Source organism: Halomonas sp. GXIMD04776 (assembly GCF_049808615.1).
In the GTDB taxonomy this organism is placed as follows: domain Bacteria; phylum Pseudomonadota; class Gammaproteobacteria; order Pseudomonadales; family Halomonadaceae; genus Modicisalibacter.
The window spans coordinates 1-17,744 of sequence record NZ_JBNCAN010000019.1 but is presented as its reverse complement, the minus strand read 5'-3'; the positions used below and the strand labels follow the sequence as shown (position 1 = coordinate 17,744).

Below are 17,744 nucleotides of genomic sequence, written 5' to 3'. Positions count from 1 at the left end.
TTGACTTGAATACTGTGCTGGCATAATTTCAAACGATCGTTTGATAATGCTGCAATCACTACGCCGATCATCGAGGAGTATTCACAATGCCTACTTACCAGGCCCCGCTGCGCGACATGCGTTTCGTCATGGATGAGATGCTGGATTATTCAGATCACTACGCCCGTATAGGCAAAGGTGACGATGCCTCTCCGGATCTTGTTACCGCCATCCTCGAAGAGGGTGGTCGTTTCGCACGCGAAGTGCTGCTGCCGCTCAATCGCAGCGGCGATCGTGAAGGCTGTCATCTGGAAGAGGGTGAGGTCAGAACACCTGAGGGATTCAAGCAGGCCTATGCCCAATACGTCGAAGGCGGCTGGCCGGGGCTGGCATCCGATCCCGAGCATGGCGGGCAGGGCCTGCCGGCTTCATTGGGTATGGCGCTCTCCGAAATGATCTGTGCCAGCAATCTGGCTTGGGGTATGTATCCGGGGCTCTCCCATGGGGCGGCGGATGCGTTACGCCATCATGGCACCGATGAGCAAAAGAGTACCTACCTGACCAAACTGGTCGAGGGCGTCTGGACTGGAACCATGTGCCTTACCGAACCCCATTGCGGTACCGACCTGGGGTTGATCAAGACCCGAGCGACGCCAACCGACGAGGGCGTTTATCGAGTCAGCGGTACCAAGATATTCATCTCTGCTGGAGAGCACGATCTGGCGGAGAATATTGTGCACTTGGTGCTGGCCAAGCTTCCGGACGCGCCGGAAGGTTCCAAAGGCATCTCGCTGTTCGTCGTTCCCAAGTTCCTGCCGGACGACGATGGAAATACCGGTGAGCGCAATGGCGTCACCTGTGGCTCGCTGGAACACAAGATGGGCATTCACGCCAACGCCACCTGCGTGATGAACTTCGATGAGGCCAAGGGCTTTTTGGTCGGGCAGCCCCACAAGGGGTTGGCCTGCATGTTCACCATGATGAATGTGGCCCGTATCGGCGTCGGCGTTCAAGGGCTCGGGTTGATGGAGGCGAGTTTCCAGAACTCGCTGGCCTATGCGCGGGATCGCCTGCAGATGCGTGCCTTGTCCGGTCCCAAGGCGCCGGATAAACCCGCTGATCCGATCATCGTGCATCCGGATGTTCGACGCATGCTGCTGACTCAGAAGGCGTTGGCCGAAGGGGGGCGCATGCTGGTGATGTATACCGCTCAACTGGTGGATATCACCGAGCATGGCGACGATGCCTCGGAGCGTGAGCGCGCCGAAGCCTTGTTGGGTTTGCTGACCCCTATCGTGAAGGCTTTTCTGACCGAGCTGGGCTTCGAGGCGACCAACGAAGGGATGCAGGTATTCGGTGGGCACGGCTTCGTTGAAGAGTGGGGAATGGAGCAGTTCGTTCGCGACGCCCGTATCACCCGGCTCTATGAGGGCACGACCGGTATTCAGGCCCTGGATCTCCTCGGTCGCAAGGTGTTGATGAACCAAGGTGAGATGTTGAAGGTATTCACCAAGGAAATTCACAGGTTCTGTCAGGCCGAGATCGATAACGCCGAGCTCAAGGAGTTCATCGAGCCACTTTCCAAACTCAATGCCGAGTGGGGCGAACTGACCATGACCATAGGCATGAAGGCCATGCAGGATCGTGAAGAGGTGGGGGCGGCCAGCGTCGATTACTTGCTCTATTCCGGCTATGTCACCTTGGCTTACCTGTGGGCACGTGCGGCCCGTACCGCTAGGCAAGCGCTGGCGACCGACAGCGACGAGCCCGCTTTTTATCGGGCCAAGCTGGACACGGCACGCTTTTACTTTCAACGCCTGTTACCGCGCACTCGCGGCCATGTCGACATGATTCGTGCCGGGGGAGGTTCACTGATGGCCTTGTCCGCTGAGGATTTCGGTCTGGGTTTCGAGATATAGTGCTGTTATAAAGATGTTTGTGAGGTGGGCTTTGCCCGCCTTTTTTGTTTATGGAACTGATGGATTGTCGCCACATCGGCTTGCCGTCATGATAGCGAAAACATAGCACCAGGAAGGTCTTCATGGAAAATGACGAGGACAAAGGTATCAAGCATGAGATTCCGCTCAACCTTCTGGTGGGGTTGGCGTCCTTGGTGGTGATCATTGCCGGTATAAGGTTGGGTGCCAATATACTGGTGCCACTGATTCTTTCTCTCTTTATCGCGGTAATCTGCAATGCGCCGGTTCAGTGGTTGCATCACAAGGGGGTGGGCAAGCGCACGGCAGTATTGGTCACTCTGGTGGTTTTTGGTTTGTTCGTGATTCTGTTGAGTGTGCTGCTTGCGGGAAGCATCGCCGCCTTCATGCAAGCAATCCCCGAGCTCAAGAAGGAGCTGGTAGCGCAATACTATCTGTTCATTGGTTGGGCTCCGGGCCTGAGCGGATATCTTCAGCCGGAAAGCATTTCCCGATGGCTCGATTTTTCAACGCTTGCCCAGTTCATGCCGGCCCTGCTCGAAAGTATCGGCACGCTGTTGTCTCAGAGTCTGCTGATCGTTCTGTTGGTAGGGTTCATGCTCTTTGAGACATTGAATTTTCGTGCCAAGATTGCCGTGGCCTTGGATAACCCAGCCCCCAGTCTGCGGCGTTTCAATGAATTCAGTTACAACCTGAGGCATTATCTGGCGATCAAGACACTCATCAGCTTGGCTACCGGTGTTCTGGTTTTCATGGCCTGTTGGGCGACCGGGTCCAGTTTTCCCTTGTTGTTTGCTGCCTTGGCATTTCTACTAAACTACATTCCCAACATCGGCTCGGCACTAGCGGCAATACCCGCGGTACTGCTTATGCTGGTGACCCCCGAAGGAGGGGCTGTGCAGGCGGGTCTATTGGCGCTGTGTTATTTGCTCATCAATTTTGTCATGGGGAATCTGATAGAGCCGCGTGTCATGGGACAGACGCTAGGGCTGTCGACGTTGGCAGCGTTCATGTCATTAGTGGTGTGGGGGTGGATCTTGGGGCCGATTGGGATGCTGTTGGCGGTGCCCTTGACCATGACGCTCAAGATCGCGCTCAACAGCCATCCGGATACCATCTGGCTGGCCAAGGTGATGAGCGGCAAGATAAGCCGTAGCCGAGAACGCGAGGAAGTATTCGAGGAGTAAGCGAAAGATAATCTCTTCGCGATAAAGAATCGCCCTGCCAAGGCAGGGCGATGAGATCGAGTCAGAAGTGATGGGTGACACTGGTCAGCTCAAGCGTTCTGATCGATGAATTGTGACAACTGGGACTTGGACTGAGCACCTACCAGCGAGGCAACCTTGGCGCCGGATTTGAACAACATAACCGTAGGTACACCGCGCACACCGTGCTCTGCGGCAATTTCGGGGGCATCGTCCACATTGACACTCACGACCTTGAGATTACTGGCTTTCTCTTCGGCGACTTCGTCGACCACCGGCGCCATCATCTTGCAGGGCCCACACCAGGGCGCCCAGAACTTCAATAGAACCGGAGTATCGGCATTAAGTACTTCCTGATCGAAGTTGGTGGCGGTAACGTCGATGTTATTAGCCATTTAACTCTCCAGATTGCTTGCGCCGTCATTAGCGTAATAACCAGATGGTAGCGCTCGTCCGGTCGACTGGCAAATGAGCTTGGCAATGGTAAACGATAGGTAGCAACTATGAGAAATGCCTGTTCAGGTAGGTGCTTGCTCATGCCGCTCTAGCCGTCTACTATGCATCTTATACTATATAGTGCTTAAAGATATGTATCTTTATTTCTTTATAGTATCGATTGAAGCATAAAGCATCCGCCACGCCTTTGAGTTGGAGTCTCGTCCGGTATGAAGCTGCAACAGCTACGCTATATCTGGGAAGTTAGCCGACATAACTTGAATGTATCAGCCACGGCACAAAGCTTGTTCACTTCCCAGCCAGGGATTTCCAAGCAGATCCGCCTTCTCGAGGATGAGCTGGGTCTGGAAATCTTCGCTCGTAGCGGTAAGCATCTCACCCGTGTTACCCCCGCAGGGCAATCGATCGTCGATCTGGCCGGTGAAGTGTTGCGAACCGTTGACATCATCAAGCAGGTCGCCCAGGAGCACAGTAACGAGCGTTGCGGCAACCTCTCCATATCGACTACGCATACCCAGGCGCGCTATGCGCTGCCCCCTTTGATCAGCGAATTCACGCGCAAATATCCGGATGTGGCGTTGCACATGCAACAGGGGACGCCTAAACAGATTGCCCAGATGGTCAGTGAGGGCCTGGCGGATTTTGCCATCTGCACCGAGGCGCTGGAACTTTTCAACGACCTCATTTTATTGCCTTGTTATCGCTGGAATCGCTGCGTGCTGGTGCCCAAGGGCCACCCCCTGACCCAGGTCGAGGAACTCACCCTCGATGGATTGGCGGAGTATCCCCTGGTGACCTACGTATTTGGTTTTACCGGTCGCTCCCAGCTAGACGACGCATTTCGCAACAAGGGGTTGAAACCCAATGTGGTGTTGACGGCGGCAGACGCCGACGTGATCAAGACCTATGTGCGTCTCGGCCTGGGGGTCGGTATCGTTGCCCACATGGCGGTGGATGCCGAGGCCGACAGCGACCTGGTGCCCTTGGATGCCAGTCATCTTTTTGAGAGTTCGACGACCAAGATCGGTATCCGGCGAGGCACCTTCATGCGTGGCTACATGTACGATTTCGTTCAGCGATTCGCGCCGCATCTCGATCGCGATACCGTCGATGCCGCCTTATCGGCAGGGCCGCGCAGCGAAGATTCCTTGTTCGAAGACGTCGAATTGCCGGTCCGCTGATCCGCTGCCTAGGCACTGACTGAAAGCTGTCTAGTGCTGTAGATGCAAGCCGCACTCCCGCTTCTCTTCCACCTTGGTGGGGTCGAAGTAATCGAAGTTGTTGGGCAAGTTCCATTCCTGCAAGTATCGATACATATCCCGCGCATTCCAGCGCAGTAGCGGGGCGATCTTGAGCAGCCCATCGCTATTGATGGATACCGGTTGCATTTGTGCCCGCTGTGGCGAGTCCTCGGCGCGCAAGGCGGTAAACCATACCTTAGGAGCCATTTCGCTCAACGCTCGCTGAAAGGGCTCCAGCTTCACCTCGTGGGTAAAGGCCGCATGGCGGGGATCCTCGATCGATGGCGTGGCGCCCTCGAGTGCTTCGCGGTGAGCGCGAGAGCGGCGCGGATGATAGGTAGTGAGATTCAGCGCGAGGCGTCGGGTGAGGTCATCGGCGAAACGGTAAGTTGCCTCGGTGTTATAACCAGAGTCCATCCACAGGATGGGGATATCCGGTCGTTCCCGGGTGACCATATGCAAGATCACGGCCTCGAAGGGGCGGAAGTTGGTCGTGCAGATCGCGGATCTATCGAGGCTCAATGCCCAGCGGACAAGTCCTTGAGGATCCTTGTCGAATTGCCGGTTGATGGCCTCTATATCCTGCTCCATATATTGCTCCTGAAACCTGTGGCACGCATTGCCGCGATGAGAAGATAGCCGATACCCTAGCAAAGCGTTGTGCCGGCCCCCCAATATCGTTTGGTTTGGTGCTTATATACCCAATCGACGTGTGGCTGAAAGAGGGGTAACTCTTGGGGGTTCGTCCGCAGGCCATTCGACATGCGCTTCTATGGCGTAGACATCCCGCAAGTGTGCTGGGGTGAGAACGTTGCCCGGTAAACCGCAAGCCACCTGGCAACCTTCCTTGAGCATCCACACATGGGCGGCGAAGCGCGCCGCGAGGGAAAGGTCGTGAATGGCCATGACCACGATGGTCGAAGTCTCTTCGGCGCGGCGAGTCAGCCAATCCAGCACCTGCAGTTGATGATGCAAATCGAGTGCGCTGGTGGGTTCATCGAGCAATAACAGCCGAGGCTCGCGCACCATGGCCTGGGCAAGCGCCACTCGCTGGCGCTCCCCGCCGGACAAGGTAGCCAAAGGCCGCTCGGCCATTTCCTCCAGCTCCAGGGCGCGCAGCATGTCGCGTACCCGATAGAGTCCCTTCCGCCCGTTTTCCTTTATTCGAGTCCGTCGGGCCAGCAGAATCGCCTCGAATACGTTGAGGGCGGAACTCGAGCCCAACTGCTGGGGCAGGTAGTAGAGCCGCTCGGCTCGAGTGGCGAGTGAGGAATTGCTCTGCGCTATGCCGTCCAGGAACATTTCGCTGTCAGAGGTGACTCGTTCAAGGCCTGCAACTCCCTTGAGCAGCGTCGATTTGCCGGCCCCATTGGGCCCGATCAGCGCAGTGATTTCACCAGGTCTTGCCACCAGGCCACCGATGTGCCCGAGAATTTTTCTGCCGTTCAGGTGACAGCTCAAATGGTCGATGCGTAGGCTCATTCCCATAGCTCCCTGCGACTCCTGAGGATCAACGAGACGAAAAACGGCAAGCCGATCAGGGCGGTAATGATGCCTACAGGTAAGAGAATGCCGGGCATCAGCGTCTTGGAGAGGATCGAGGCCAGAGACATGATCAGGCCGCCACAGAGCGCGGCCATGGGCAGGAAGATACGCTGATCCTCTCCTACCAGCAGCCGAGCGATATGCGGTCCGACCAGGCCGACGAAACCGATGGTGCCGACAAAAGCGACGGCCGTGGCGGCCAGTAGCGAGCTACACAGCAATATGGTCAAGCGCAGGCGAGCGACATTGATCCCCATGGTGCTGGCGGATAGGTCGCCAAGACGCAGCGCGGTCAGTCGCCAGCGTGCCTGCACGAACACGGGGATGCAGATCATCAGACTCAGCAGGATCAGGCCAACCTTGCCCCAACTGGCCTTGGCCAGGCTGCCCAGGGACCAGAAGACCAGTTGCTGCAGGGCTTCCGCTGAGGCCAGGTATTGGAGCATGCCGAGCAGTGCATTGAAGAAAAACATGATGGCAATGCCCATCAATACCATGGTCTGCACGCTCACACCGCGTAAACGGCTGACACCCCAGATGCTCATTGTGGCGAACATGGCGAATATGAAGGCATTGCCGGTGACCAGGAGCGAGCCGGCCACGGGGGCTACGCCCAAACCGAGGATGATCGCCAGGGCGGCGCCGAAGCTCGCGGCAGACGAGATGCCCAAGGTGAAAGGGTCGGCCAACGGATTGTTGAGGATGGTCTGCATCTCGGCACCGGCCAGGGCGAGAGCGATACCGACCAGTACTGCCATCAACGCCACTGGCAGACGTATCTCCCATACCACGACAGCGAGTACGTCGGATGTCTGGTCGGGGGTCAGCAACGCTGCGAAAACAGCCGTAAGCGGGTAATGGCCAGGTCCGATGGCCACATCGGCAATGAAAGAGCCCAGGGTCAGCGCTGCCATACCGCCGAGAAGAAACAGGTGTTTCCGTCGCCGTGCCAAGTAGCGCTCGACGCTGTCGGAGGAACGAATCGTACCAGGTGTTACTGAAGTCACTTACTGTTCCGCGATGATCATGAGGATATCGAGTCTCGCTAGCGATGAGGTTGATTCAGCCTTGGGTCAGGGCGTCCATCAATCGGCTGATCTTGTCCAGGGTTTCGCGATATTCCGCCTCTTCCTGAGAGTCGGCGACCAGCCCACCTCCACCCCACAGATGAAGGCGACCTTCGTCTGCCAGTACTGTACGGATGGCGATCGAGGTGTCCATGTTGCCACGAATATCGACATAGCCCAGGCTGCCGCAATATACGCTGCGCTGGCTGGGCTCCAGTTCGTCGATGATCTGCATGGCACGGACCTTGGGGGCACCGGTAATCGAGCCCCCAGGGAAGGCGGCGGCGAGCAGATTCAGCGGTGTCTGCCCGCGGTCCAACTCGCCTGTGACCACGCTGACCAGATGATGGACATTGGCGTAGCTTTCCAATTGGCACAGTTGTGGCACCTGCACGCTACCGGGCCGGCATACGCGGCCTAGGTCGTTGCGCAGGAGATCGACGATCATCACGTTCTCGGCGCGATCCTTGGCGCTTTGGACAAGCTCATCAGCCAGAGCCTTGTCTGCTGCGGCTGTGTCGCCGCGAGGTCGGGTGCCCTTAATGGGGCGCGTTTCCACCTGCCTGTCTTGTACCCGCAGGAAGCGCTCCGGGGAAAGCGACATGACCGCCTTGTCCTGCCAGGCCATGTAGCCAGCGAACGGCGTCGGGGTCGCCTGACGTAACAATCGATAAGCCTGCCAGGGATCTCCCTGGTAGCCAGCGCTGAAGCGCTGAGTCAGGTTGATCTGATAGCAGTCCCCAGCCTGAAGATATCCCTGAACATCGCGAAAACGCTGGCCGTAGCCGACACGATCGATCTCGCCGGAAAACGGACTCGACAGGACGAATGGCGTCGTTGCAATGGGATCACTGGCCAGCCATTCCTGAACCTGCTCGCGACGCTCGGCGGTGGCTACCAGCCAGGCCTCTTGGTGCCGATGATCATGAATCAGCGCCCAATCGTAGAGCCCCAGTCGGCTTCGTGGCAGGGCAGTGGCCTCGTTGGAGCGTCTCTGCAAACCTTCCATCTGATGGCCAAGATCATAGCCCCAGTAGCCGATCAATCCACCGAGGAAGGGTAGCTTGCTGTCCGGCGTTTCGAGATCGAGGCAGTCAAGCAGGGCTTGCTGAGCGGCAAAAGGCGATAAGGGTAGCGTCAAGTCGCCATCACAGTTGATGTTTCCGTTCTGGTCGATTTCGAGAATGGCGCGTGGGTCACTGGAAAGGATGTCGTAACGCCCGCCTGGCGCCTCAGGGCTGCCGCTGTCGAGCAATACGGCGCCGGGGCGTTGGCGTAAACGTGTGAAGCGAAACAGTGGGTCGCGATGATAGGGCAGCGCCATGATATCGAGCCGTGATCTCATACAGCTGGGTCTCCTGAGCGAGCGAACCATTCTAGGCACCCACGTGGCTTTTGTCCGCATTGCTCTTGTTCGAAGGGGAGATTGGCTGTCCTCGATAGCGTTCAGGTGCCGAGATTTTTCATCAAGACAGAACAGGCTAGGGTGTCGCATTGTCGACAATGAAGGAGCATGGGTGAAGCCAGATTACGTCTAAGGATGTAGAAAAACTTGTATGGCGGCCTATTGACCGATGCGCAGAGGCTGGCTAGAGTTCATTGACCCTTTGATTGTCGACAATCGTCATGAATCAGATCATTCAGGATAACACCGTGCCAGAAGCCCGTACCCTCGCTGAACGGGTCTTCAACCAGCTTCAGGATGCCATTGTGCGGGGGGAGCTGGCACCAGGTACCAAGATCACCGAACCCGGGTTGTCGAAAACCTATGGCATCTCGCGTGGTCCGCTGCGTGAGGCCATGCGGCGTCTCGAGACGCATCGTCTCATAGAACGCATACCGCACGTCGGAGCGAGAGTGGTCAAGCTATCGATGCAGGAACTGCTCGAACTATTCGATGTGCGTGAGGCGCTCGAAAGTATGGCGGCTAGATTGGCGGCACGTCACATGAATGCCGATGAGATTGTCGGACTCCGCAGGGTGTTGACAATACATGAGCACCAGGCCGATCTCAAGAGTGGTGAGGCATATTACCAGCGTGAGGGCGATCTCGATTTTCACTACCGTATCGTGCTGGGTAGCCACAACCGAATGTTGACGACACTTCTGTGTGATGATCTTTACTATCTGGTAAGACTCTATCGCACACAGTTCAGTGCCAGCGGCACGCGACCGCAAAAGGCCTTTGTCGAGCATCACCGTATCGTCGATGCCATCGAGGCCGGTGACGAGGAGCTGGCGGAGTTGCTCATGCGTCGCCATGTTAGTGCCTCTCGCGAGAACGTCGCCAATCGCTATGCCGCCGTGCTGCAGCAGGAAAAGAGTTCCCCGCTTCCCACCCAGAGGATTCCATCATGAGTCATTCGTCCCCAGGCACCCGCTTTCGTAGCGCCCTCGAGGCCAATCGCCCGCTACCCATCGTCGGCACCATCAACGCCTACACCGCCCTCATGGCGGAGAAGGTCGGCCATCAGGCGATCTATCTCTCCGGTGGCGGGGTGGCCAACGCCTCCTTCGGACTGCCGGATCTCGGGATGACCACCATGAACGATGTGGCGGAGGATGCTCGACGCATCACCGCCGCCAGCGATCTGCCGTTGCTGGTGGATATCGATACCGGCTGGGGTGGGGCCTTCAATATCGCCCGTACCATCAAGGAGATGGAGCGGGCGGGAGTGGCGGCCGTGCATCTAGAGGATCAGGTCGCCCAGAAGCGTTGTGGCCATCGCCCCAACAAGGCGATCGTTTCCAAGCAGGAGATGGTCGATCGCATCAAGGCGGCCTCGGATGCCAAGAGCGATCCCGCCTTCTACCTCATTGCTCGCACCGACGCCTTCCAGATGGAAGGGCTCGAAGCAGCCGTCGATAGAGCCAACGCCTGCATCGAAGCGGGTGCCGATGCCATCTTTGCAGAGGCGGTACATACACTGGAGGACTATCGCGCCTTCTGCGAAGGTGTGGATGCTCCTATCCTGGCCAATATCACCGAGTTTGGTGCCACGCCGCTGTTCACCCAGCAGGAGTTGGATGAGGTCGGCTGTCGCATGGTGCTCTATCCCCTGTCGGCTTTCCGGGCCATGAACGCGGCGGCGCTGAAGGTCTATCGCAATATTCTCGACAAGGGCGATCAGAAGGATGTTGTCGAGCTCATGCAGACTCGGGACGAACTCTATGATTTCCTCGACTATCACGCCTTCGAGCGCAAGCTGGATGAACTGTTCGCCGGCAAGGGCGATGACTAAAAGCAGTGATCCGGTATTAATTCATCAGGGACCATTGGAGATTCATCATGGCAGAGAAAGCGACCAACAGCGCCGGTCTGCGCGGCCAAAGCGCCGGTAGTACAGCACTATGCACCGTGGGCAAGGAAGGTTCCGGCCTGACCTATCGCGGCTACGACATTCATGACCTGGCGGATCACGCTCGCTTCGAGGAAGTGGCCTATCTGCTGCTCAAGGGCAAGCTGCCCAATCAGCAGGAATTGAATGACTACGTGGCCAAGCTCAAGGGCTTGCGGGATTTGCCGGAGGCGCTCAAGCGAGTGCTCGAGGAGATTCCGGCGGATGCCCATCCAATGGACGTCATGCGCACCGGTGCCTCGATGCTGGGTAATCTCGAGACCGAGCAAAGCTTCGACGAGCAGCAGGACCAGAGCGATCGCATGCTGGCGGCGTTTCCGGGCATCATCAACTACTGGTATCGCTATTCCCACGACGGCGTGCGCATCGACACCGATACCGATGACGAATCCATCGGCGGCCATTTCCTGCACCTGCTGCATGGCAAACCGGCATCCGAGCTTCACGCCCGGGTGATGAACGTCTCGCTGATCCTTTACGCCGAGCACGAGTTCAATGCCTCGACGTTTACTGCCCGCGTGTGCGCTTCGACACTGTCCGACATTCACAGTTGCGTGACCGGCGCCATCGGCTCGCTGCGTGGGCCGCTACATGGCGGTGCCAATGAAGCGGCCATGGATATGATCGAGGGTTGGCAGTCACCGGACGAGGCCGAGCGCGAAATCCTGGGCAAGCTCGAGCGCAAGGAGAAGATCATGGGCTTCGGTCACGCGGTCTACAAGGATTCCGACCCGCGCAATGCCATGATTAAGAAATGGTCGAAAGAGCTCGCCAAGGAAGCCGGCGACGATCGGCTCTATCAGGTCTCCGAGCGGGTCGAGGAGGTCATGTGGCGGGAGAAGAAGCTTTTCTGCAACGCCGATTTCTTCCATGCCAGCGCCTACCACTTCATGGGGATACCCACCAAGCTGTTCACGCCGATCTTTGTCTGCTCGCGGCTGACCGGCTGGTGCGCCCACGTCTTCGAACAGCGGGAAAACAACCGCATCATTCGCCCCAACGCGGACTACACCGGACCCGAGAAGCAGGAATGGTTGCCGATTGAGCAGCGTGACTGAGTTCGGATCAGAATAAATCCAAGGCCGTGGCGCAACGCCGCGGTCGTTTCCATCCAATGGATGCCCGTCTTGATGAATACCGACTATCGCAAACGCCTGCCCGGCACCGATCTTGACTACTTCGATACCCGCGCGGCGGTCGAGGCGATAACGCCCGGCGCCTACGCCAAACTACCTTATACCTCCCGAGTACTCGCGGAGCAGCTGGTGCGTCGCTGCGATCCGGCGATGCTCACCGACTCCCTCAAGCAACTGATCGAGCGCAAGCGCGATCTGGATTTTCCCTGGTACCCGGCCCGGGTCGTGTGTCACGACATCCTGGGTCAGACCGCCCTGGTTGATCTGGCCGGCCTGCGCGACGCCATCGCCGAAAAAGGCGGCGATCCGGCCAAGGTCAATCCGGTGGTGCCGACTCAGCTGATCGTCGATCATTCCCTGGCCGTCGAGCACGCCGGTTTCGAACCGGATGCATTCGATGCCAACCGTGCCATCGAGGATCGCCGCAACGAGGATCGTTTCCACTTCATCGACTGGACCAAGACCGCCTTCAAGAACGTCGACGTGATTCCGGCGGGCAACGGCATCATGCACCAGATCAACCTGGAAAAGATGTCGCCGGTGATCCAGGTGCAGCCAGATGAGCAGGGGCAGCGCGTGGCCTTTCCCGATACCTGTGTGGGCACCGACAGCCATACGCCCCACATCGATTGCCTGGGCGTGATTGCCATCGGCGTCGGTGGGCTGGAGGCGGAAACGGTGATGTTGGGCCGTCCGTCCATGATGCGCCTGCCGGATATCATCGGCGTCAAGCTGACCGGCAAGCGGCCGCCGGGCATTACCGCCACCGATATCGTTCTGGCGATCACCGAATTCCTGCGCCATCAGAAGGTGGTTTCCGCTTATCTGGAGTTCTTCGGCGAAGGGGCTGCAGATCTCACCATCGGCGACCGGGCCACCATTTCCAACATGACCCCGGAGTTCGGTGCTTCCGCCGGCATGTTCTATATCGATGAGCAGACCATCGACTATCTGAAGCTGACTGGCCGCGAGCCGGAGCAGGTCGCCCTGGTCGAGAAATATGCCAAGGAAACCGGTCTATGGGCGGATAGCCTGGTGAATGCCGAGTACGAGCGGGTGCTGGAGTTCGATCTGTCCAGCGTGGTGCGCAACCTGGCCGGGCCGTCGAACCCGCATCGCCGGGTGGCGACCGCGGATCTGCAGGAGCGTGGCATCGCGATGGATCTGGACAAGGCACTGGCGGAAGAGAAGGAGGGCAGGATGCCGGATGGCGCGGTGATCATCGCCGCCATCACCTCCTGCACCAATACCTCGAATCCGCGCAACGTGGTGGCTGCCGGCCTGCTGGCGAAGAAGGCCAACGAGCTGGGCCTGATACGCAAGCCCTGGGTCAAATCCTCCTTTGCGCCCGGGTCCAAGGTGGCGCGTCTGTATCTGGAAGACGCCGGTCTGCTGCCGGAACTCGAGAAGCTCGGCTTCGGTATCGTCGCCTACGCCTGCACCACCTGTAACGGCATGAGCGGCGCGCTGGATCCGAAGATTCAGCAGGAGATCATCGATCGCGATCTGTATGCCACGGCAGTGCTCTCGGGTAATCGCAACTTCGATGGCCGCATCCACCCCTACGCCAAGCAGGCCTTCCTGGCCTCACCCCCGCTGGTGGTCGCCTACGCCATCGCGGGCACCGTGCGCTTCGACATCGAGCAGGATGTGCTCGGCACGGATCACAACGGCAACCCGGTGATCCTGAAGGATATCTGGCCCTCGGATGAGGAGATCGACGCCATCGTCAAGGAAAGCGTCAAGCCGGAGCAGTTCCAGCAGGTCTACATTCCCATGTTCGATCTGGGCAAGGTGGAAGAGGCGGAAAGCTCGCTGTACGACTGGCGCGAGATGAGCACCTATATTCGTCGTCCGCCGTATTGGGAAGGCGCCTTGGCGGCGGAGCGCACCATGAAGGGCATGCGTCCCCTGGCGATACTGCCGGACAACATCACCACGGATCACTTGTCGCCGTCGAATGCCATCATGAGGGACAGCGCCGCCGGCGAATATCTGCACAAGATGGGCTTGCCGGAAGAGGACTTCAATTCCTACGCCACCCACCGCGGCGATCATCTGACCGCCCAGCGAGCCACCTTTGCCAATCCGAAGCTGCTCAACGAGATGGTGCGGGACGAGAACGGCGAGGTGATACAGGGCTCCCTGGCTCGCATCGAGCCGGAAGGCAAGACGACCCGCATGTGGGAAGCGATCGAGACCTACATGGAGCGCAAGCAGCCGCTCATTATTGTAGCCGGCGCCGACTACGGCCAGGGTTCTTCTCGCGACTGGGCGGCCAAGGGCGTGCGTCTGGCCGGGGTGGAGGCCATCGTCGCCGAGGGCTTCGAGCGCATTCATCGCACCAATCTGGTGGGTATGGGTGTGCTGCCCCTGGAGTTTCAGCCGGGCACTACCCGGAAGACGCTCAAACTGGACGGTACTGAAACCTATGATGTGATCGGTGATTTCACCCCCCGCGCTACTCTGACCCTGGTAATTCACCGCCGCAACGGCGAGACCCTCGAGGTGCCGGTGATCTGCCGTCTCGATACCCAGGAAGAAGTCTCGATCTACTCGGCGGGGGGCGTGCTGCAGCGCTTCGCTCAAGACTTCCTCGAAGCCGAGGAGGTGGCCTGACATGAGCCGGACTCCCCAAATCCGAATTCCCGCCACCTACCTGCGTGGCGGGACCAGCAAGGGCGTGTTCTTTCGCCTCGATGACTTGCCCGAGGCCGCCCAGAGCCCCGGCCCGATTCGGGATGCGCTGCTGCTGAGAGTGATCGGCAGTCCCGACCCCTACCAGAAGCAGATCGACGGTATGGGCGGGGCGACGTCGAGCACCAGCAAGACGGTGATCCTGTCGAAAAGCGATTCGCCGGATCACGATGTGGACTATCTGTTCGGTCAGGTCTCCATCGACAAGCCCTTCGTCGACTGGAGCGGCAACTGCGGCAATCTTTCCGCGGCGGTCGGTCCCTTCGCCATCGAAAGCGGTCTGATCGATGCGGAGCGCATTCCCGACAACGGCATCGCCACGGTGCGTATCTGGCAGGCCAATATCGGCAAGACCATCGTCTCCCGGGTGCCGATCACCGATGGCAAGGTCCAGGAAACCGGTGACTTCGAACTCGACGGCGTGACGTTTCCTGCCGCCGAGGTGGCAGTGGAATTTACCGATCCGGCGGATGGCGACGGGGCCATGTTCCCCACCGGCAACGTAATCGACGAACTCGAGGTCCCGGAAGAGGTGGTGACTGGCGGCGTGCTCAAGGCGACCTTGATCAATGCCGGTATTCCGACCATCTTCATCAACGCCGCCGATATCGGTTATACCGGCACCGAGTTGCAGGAAGCGATCAACAGCGACACTCGGGCCCTGGCGCGCTTCGAAGCCATTCGCGCTCGGGGTGCAGTGCGCATGGGCTTGATCGAGCATGTCGATCAGGCCGCCAATCGCCAGCACACCCCCAAGGTCGCCTTCGTGGCGCCGCCGGCGGACTATCTCTCGTCCAGCGGCAAGCAGGTGGCGGCTAGCGATATCGATCTGCTGGTGCGAGCGCTGTCCATGGGCAAGCTGCACCACGCCATGATGGGCACCGCGGCGGTGGCGATCAGCGTGGCGGCGGCGGTGCCGGGTACCCTGGTCAATCTCGCCGCCGGTGGGGGGGAGCGTACGTCCGTGAGCTTTGGTCATCCTTCCGGCACCCTGCAGGTCGGTGCTGAAGTCAGTCAGATAAATGGCCAGTGGACGGCGACCAAGGCCATCATGAGCCGAAGTGCCCGGGTATTGATGGAGGGGTGGGTGCGTGTGCCCGGCGATAGCTTTTAAGAAACCACTGTATAAATGCCTGCTCGGACGAATCGCTGCGTTGCTCGGTACTCAAAAACTCGCCTAACACCCAGTTATGTCTCGTTTTTTGTGTTCCGTGCGCCTTGCGCTTCATTCCGCTCGGCAATTTATCCAGCGTTTCTCTAGATGAGCTAGGCTTTGGGAAGCAGGCGTTTTGTTTTATCGCAAGGAGAAAGCGCGATGAGTGCCAACGTGGAAGCCAATGTTCGTCCGGATTACGACGAAGAGCTGCAGAAGATTGCCGACTATGTGCTCGATTACAAGATCAAGAGCTCGGAGGCGCTGAATACCGCCCGCAACTGCCTGATGGATACCCTGGGCTGTGGTTTGCTGGCGTTACGCTTCCCTGAATGTACCAAGCATCTGGGGCCGCTGGTCGAGGGGACCATTGTCCCGCATGGTGCTCGCGTACCGGGCACCTCGTTTCGTCTCGATCCGGTCAAGGCGGCCTGGGATATCGGCTGCATCATTCGCTGGCTGGATTACAACGATACCTGGCTGGCCGCCGAATGGGGGCATCCCTCCGACAATCTGGGTGGCATCCTGGCCGTCGCCGATCACCTGTCGCAGAAGCGCCTGGCCGTGGGTAAGTCTCCACTGACCATGCGCGACGTGCTCGAAGCCATGATCATGGCTCATGAGATTCAGGGCATCATTGCGCTTGAAAACTCCTTCAACCGCGTGGGGCTTGATCATGTGGTGCTGGTCAAGGTGGCCACCACCGCCGTGGTCGCCAAGCTGATGGGTGCCGATCGAGAACAAGTGTTGGCAGCGCTCTCCCATGCCTGGGTCGACGGCCAGAGTCTACGTACCTATCGTCACGCCCCCAACGCCGGGTCGCGCAAGTCCTGGGCCGCGGGTGACGCCACATCCCGTGGTGTGCGGCTTGCAGATATCGCGCTCAAGGGCGAGATGGGCATTCCTGGCGCCCTGACTGCCCCCCAGTGGGGGTTTTACGATGTGCTGTTTACCAAGTCCAACAAGGATCAGCAGATCAAGCCCGAAGACAAGCGTCGGTTCAGCTTCTCGCAGGACTACGGCACCTATGTGATGGAAAACATTCTGTTCAAGATCTCTTTCCCCGCCGAATTCCATTCCCAGACCGCCTGTGAAGCAGCGGTAAAGCTGCACCCTCAGGTCAAGGACCGTCTCGGCGAGATCGACAAGATCGTCATTACCACTCATGAATCGGCGATTCGCATCATTTCCAAGGTCGGCGAGCTGGCCAACCCGGCGGATCGGGATCACTGCCTGCAGTACATGACCGCCGTCCCCTTGATTTTCGGTAATCTCGTTGCCGAGCACTATGAAGACAGCTTCCATGAGGCCAATCCGATCATTGATGAGCTCCGCGAGAAAATGGAAGTGGTCGAGGACGAACGCTATACCCGGGAGTATCTGGAGGACGATAAGCGTTCCATCGCCAATGCGCTACAGGTGTTCTTCAAGGACGGCAGCAAGACCGAGCAGGTCGCCGTCGAATATCCGGTTGGGCACCGGCGCCGTCGAAAAGAAGGTATTCCTCTGCTTGAAGAGAAGTTCAAGGCCAATCTGGTGACGCGCTTCCCGACAGGTCGTAGCCAAATGATCTTCGATCTGTGCAAACAACAGAAGGAACTCGAAGGCACACCGGTCAATGAGTTCATGGACCTCTTTGTCATCTGATCGTCCTATGAGACGAGCGTTTCGCGGCGTTTCCTGTGGGCGGTCTATTGAGCCGCTCGGTTCGTTCTAGTCTGGGTTTTTGGGGCTTGAAAATAATCTTGGCGCCATTCGGTTTTATGAACTAAAATTTTTTTCTCAGCGAGGGCTTGTCAGTCCTGGCTGAGATGCGTAAAGTACGCATCCGCTGCTGCCGACGAGGGGTCACCCGAGAGGCATCGGCCGGCTCTTTAACAATTGATCAGGTAATTCATGTGGGCGCTTGTGAGCGATGCGGTGAGCAGTCACCGAAATCGAGGCAAGCGACTCGTCGAGACGTTTGACC

The 17,744-nt window shown here is 58.4% G+C and carries 14 protein-coding genes; 9 read left to right on the top strand and 5 right to left on the bottom strand.

Going from position 1 to position 17,744, the window contains the following annotated elements; genetic code table 11:
• Positions 1-86: 86 nt before the first annotated feature.
• Together ACPF7Z_RS13385 and ACPF7Z_RS13380 are read left to right on the top strand one after the other, a co-directional pair.
• The gene (locus ACPF7Z_RS13385) at positions 87-1,898 is read left to right on the top strand and encodes an acyl-CoA dehydrogenase C-terminal domain-containing protein (protein WP_425193745.1); all 1,812 of its coding nucleotides are present in this window, start codon (positions 87-89) and stop codon (positions 1,896-1,898) included.
• Between the two features lie 122 nt (positions 1,899-2,020).
• Positions 2,021-3,103, top strand: a complete 1,083-nt coding sequence (locus ACPF7Z_RS13380) for an AI-2E family transporter (protein WP_425193744.1) — start codon at positions 2,021-2,023, stop codon at positions 3,101-3,103.
• A gap of 89 nt (positions 3,104-3,192) precedes the next feature.
• On the opposite strand, the gene trxA is transcribed toward ACPF7Z_RS13380, so the two are convergent.
• Positions 3,193-3,516, bottom strand: a complete 324-nt coding sequence (gene trxA, locus ACPF7Z_RS13375; protein WP_425193743.1) for a thioredoxin — start codon at positions 3,514-3,516, stop codon at positions 3,193-3,195.
• Between the two features lie 270 nt (positions 3,517-3,786).
• Between trxA and cysB the strand changes: the two genes are divergently transcribed.
• Positions 3,787-4,758, top strand: a complete 972-nt coding sequence (gene cysB / locus ACPF7Z_RS13370) for an HTH-type transcriptional regulator CysB (RefSeq protein WP_425193742.1) — start codon at positions 3,787-3,789, stop codon at positions 4,756-4,758.
• 30 nt (positions 4,759-4,788) lie between these two features.
• Here the strand turns inward: cysB and ACPF7Z_RS13365 are convergent, their stop codons facing one another.
• The 4 genes from ACPF7Z_RS13365 to pabB form a co-directional block, all read right to left on the bottom strand.
• Positions 4,789-5,409 carry a phosphoadenosine phosphosulfate reductase family protein gene (locus ACPF7Z_RS13365; RefSeq protein ID WP_425193741.1) on the bottom strand — a complete coding sequence of 207 codons (621 nt, stop codon included), beginning with the start codon at positions 5,407-5,409 and terminating at the stop codon, positions 4,789-4,791.
• Positions 5,410-5,511: 102 nt separating this feature from the next.
• The gene (locus tag ACPF7Z_RS13360; RefSeq protein WP_425193740.1) at positions 5,512-6,300 is read right to left on the bottom strand and encodes an ABC transporter ATP-binding protein; all 789 of its coding nucleotides are present in this window, start codon (positions 6,298-6,300) and stop codon (positions 5,512-5,514) included.
• Positions 6,297-7,370 (bottom strand): FecCD family ABC transporter permease, encoded by a 1,074-nt coding sequence (locus tag ACPF7Z_RS13355; protein WP_425193739.1) that lies wholly within the window; start codon positions 7,368-7,370, stop codon positions 6,297-6,299. Before ACPF7Z_RS13355 ends, ACPF7Z_RS13360 begins: the two co-directional genes overlap by 4 nt.
• A gap of 55 nt (positions 7,371-7,425) precedes the next feature.
• A complete protein-coding gene (gene pabB, locus ACPF7Z_RS13350; protein WP_425193738.1) occupies positions 7,426-8,775 on the bottom strand; it encodes an aminodeoxychorismate synthase component I in 1,350 nt (449 codons plus the stop codon).
• A gap of 281 nt (positions 8,776-9,056) precedes the next feature.
• Between pabB and ACPF7Z_RS13345 the strand changes: the two genes are divergently transcribed.
• The 6 genes from ACPF7Z_RS13345 (at position 9,057) to prpD (ending at position 17,422) form a co-directional block, all read left to right on the top strand.
• Positions 9,057-9,788: a GntR family transcriptional regulator gene (locus ACPF7Z_RS13345; RefSeq protein WP_425193737.1), complete on the top strand. Its 732-nt coding sequence runs from the start codon at positions 9,057-9,059 to the stop codon at positions 9,786-9,788.
• Complete coding sequence (gene prpB / locus ACPF7Z_RS13340) at positions 9,785-10,672, top strand: methylisocitrate lyase (protein ID WP_425193736.1); 888 nt, start codon at positions 9,785-9,787, stop codon at positions 10,670-10,672. Before ACPF7Z_RS13345 ends, prpB begins: the two co-directional genes overlap by 4 nt.
• 47 nt (positions 10,673-10,719) lie before the next feature.
• Complete coding sequence (gene prpC, locus ACPF7Z_RS13335; protein WP_425193735.1) at positions 10,720-11,847, top strand: bifunctional 2-methylcitrate synthase/citrate synthase; 1,128 nt, start codon at positions 10,720-10,722, stop codon at positions 11,845-11,847.
• A 72-nt stretch (positions 11,848-11,919) separates the two neighbouring features.
• On the top strand, positions 11,920-14,544 hold the full coding sequence (gene acnD, locus ACPF7Z_RS13330; RefSeq protein WP_425193734.1) for a Fe/S-dependent 2-methylisocitrate dehydratase AcnD: 2,625 nt from the start codon (positions 11,920-11,922) through the stop codon (positions 14,542-14,544).
• A gap of 1 nt (position 14,545) precedes the next feature.
• The gene (gene prpF, locus ACPF7Z_RS13325) at positions 14,546-15,736 is read left to right on the top strand and encodes a 2-methylaconitate cis-trans isomerase PrpF (RefSeq protein ID WP_425193733.1); all 1,191 of its coding nucleotides are present in this window, start codon (positions 14,546-14,548) and stop codon (positions 15,734-15,736) included.
• 201 nt (positions 15,737-15,937) lie between these two features.
• Positions 15,938-17,422: a 2-methylcitrate dehydratase gene (gene prpD / locus ACPF7Z_RS13320; RefSeq protein WP_425193732.1), complete on the top strand. Its 1,485-nt coding sequence runs from the start codon at positions 15,938-15,940 to the stop codon at positions 17,420-17,422.
• Positions 17,423-17,744 lie beyond the last annotated feature (322 nt).

What these genes read in the sequence shown, in the direction of transcription:
- ACPF7Z_RS13385 (WP_425193745.1), top strand. Translation starts at nt 87, where the DNA reads ATGCCTACTTACCAGGCCCCGCTGCGCGACATGCGTTTCGTCATGGAT.
- ACPF7Z_RS13380 (WP_425193744.1), top strand. Translation starts at nt 2,021, where the DNA reads ATGGAAAATGACGAGGACAAAGGTATCAAGCATGAGATTCCGCTCAAC.
- trxA (WP_425193743.1), bottom strand. Translation starts at nt 3,516, where the DNA reads ATGGCTAATAACATCGACGTTACCGCCACCAACTTCGATCAGGAAGTA.
- cysB (WP_425193742.1), top strand. Translation starts at nt 3,787, where the DNA reads ATGAAGCTGCAACAGCTACGCTATATCTGGGAAGTTAGCCGACATAAC.
- ACPF7Z_RS13365 (WP_425193741.1), bottom strand. Translation starts at nt 5,409, where the DNA reads ATGGAGCAGGATATAGAGGCCATCAACCGGCAATTCGACAAGGATCCT.
- ACPF7Z_RS13360 (WP_425193740.1), bottom strand. Translation starts at nt 6,300, where the DNA reads ATGAGCCTACGCATCGACCATTTGAGCTGTCACCTGAACGGCAGAAAA.
- pabB (WP_425193738.1), bottom strand. Translation starts at nt 8,775, where the DNA reads ATGAGATCACGGCTCGATATCATGGCGCTGCCCTATCATCGCGACCCA.
- ACPF7Z_RS13345 (WP_425193737.1), top strand. Translation starts at nt 9,057, where the DNA reads ATGAATCAGATCATTCAGGATAACACCGTGCCAGAAGCCCGTACCCTC.
- prpB (WP_425193736.1), top strand. Translation starts at nt 9,785, where the DNA reads ATGAGTCATTCGTCCCCAGGCACCCGCTTTCGTAGCGCCCTCGAGGCC.
- prpC (WP_425193735.1), top strand. Translation starts at nt 10,720, where the DNA reads ATGGCAGAGAAAGCGACCAACAGCGCCGGTCTGCGCGGCCAAAGCGCC.
- acnD (WP_425193734.1), top strand. Translation starts at nt 11,920, where the DNA reads ATGAATACCGACTATCGCAAACGCCTGCCCGGCACCGATCTTGACTAC.
- prpF (WP_425193733.1), top strand. Translation starts at nt 14,546, where the DNA reads ATGAGCCGGACTCCCCAAATCCGAATTCCCGCCACCTACCTGCGTGGC.
- prpD (WP_425193732.1), top strand. Translation starts at nt 15,938, where the DNA reads ATGAGTGCCAACGTGGAAGCCAATGTTCGTCCGGATTACGACGAAGAG.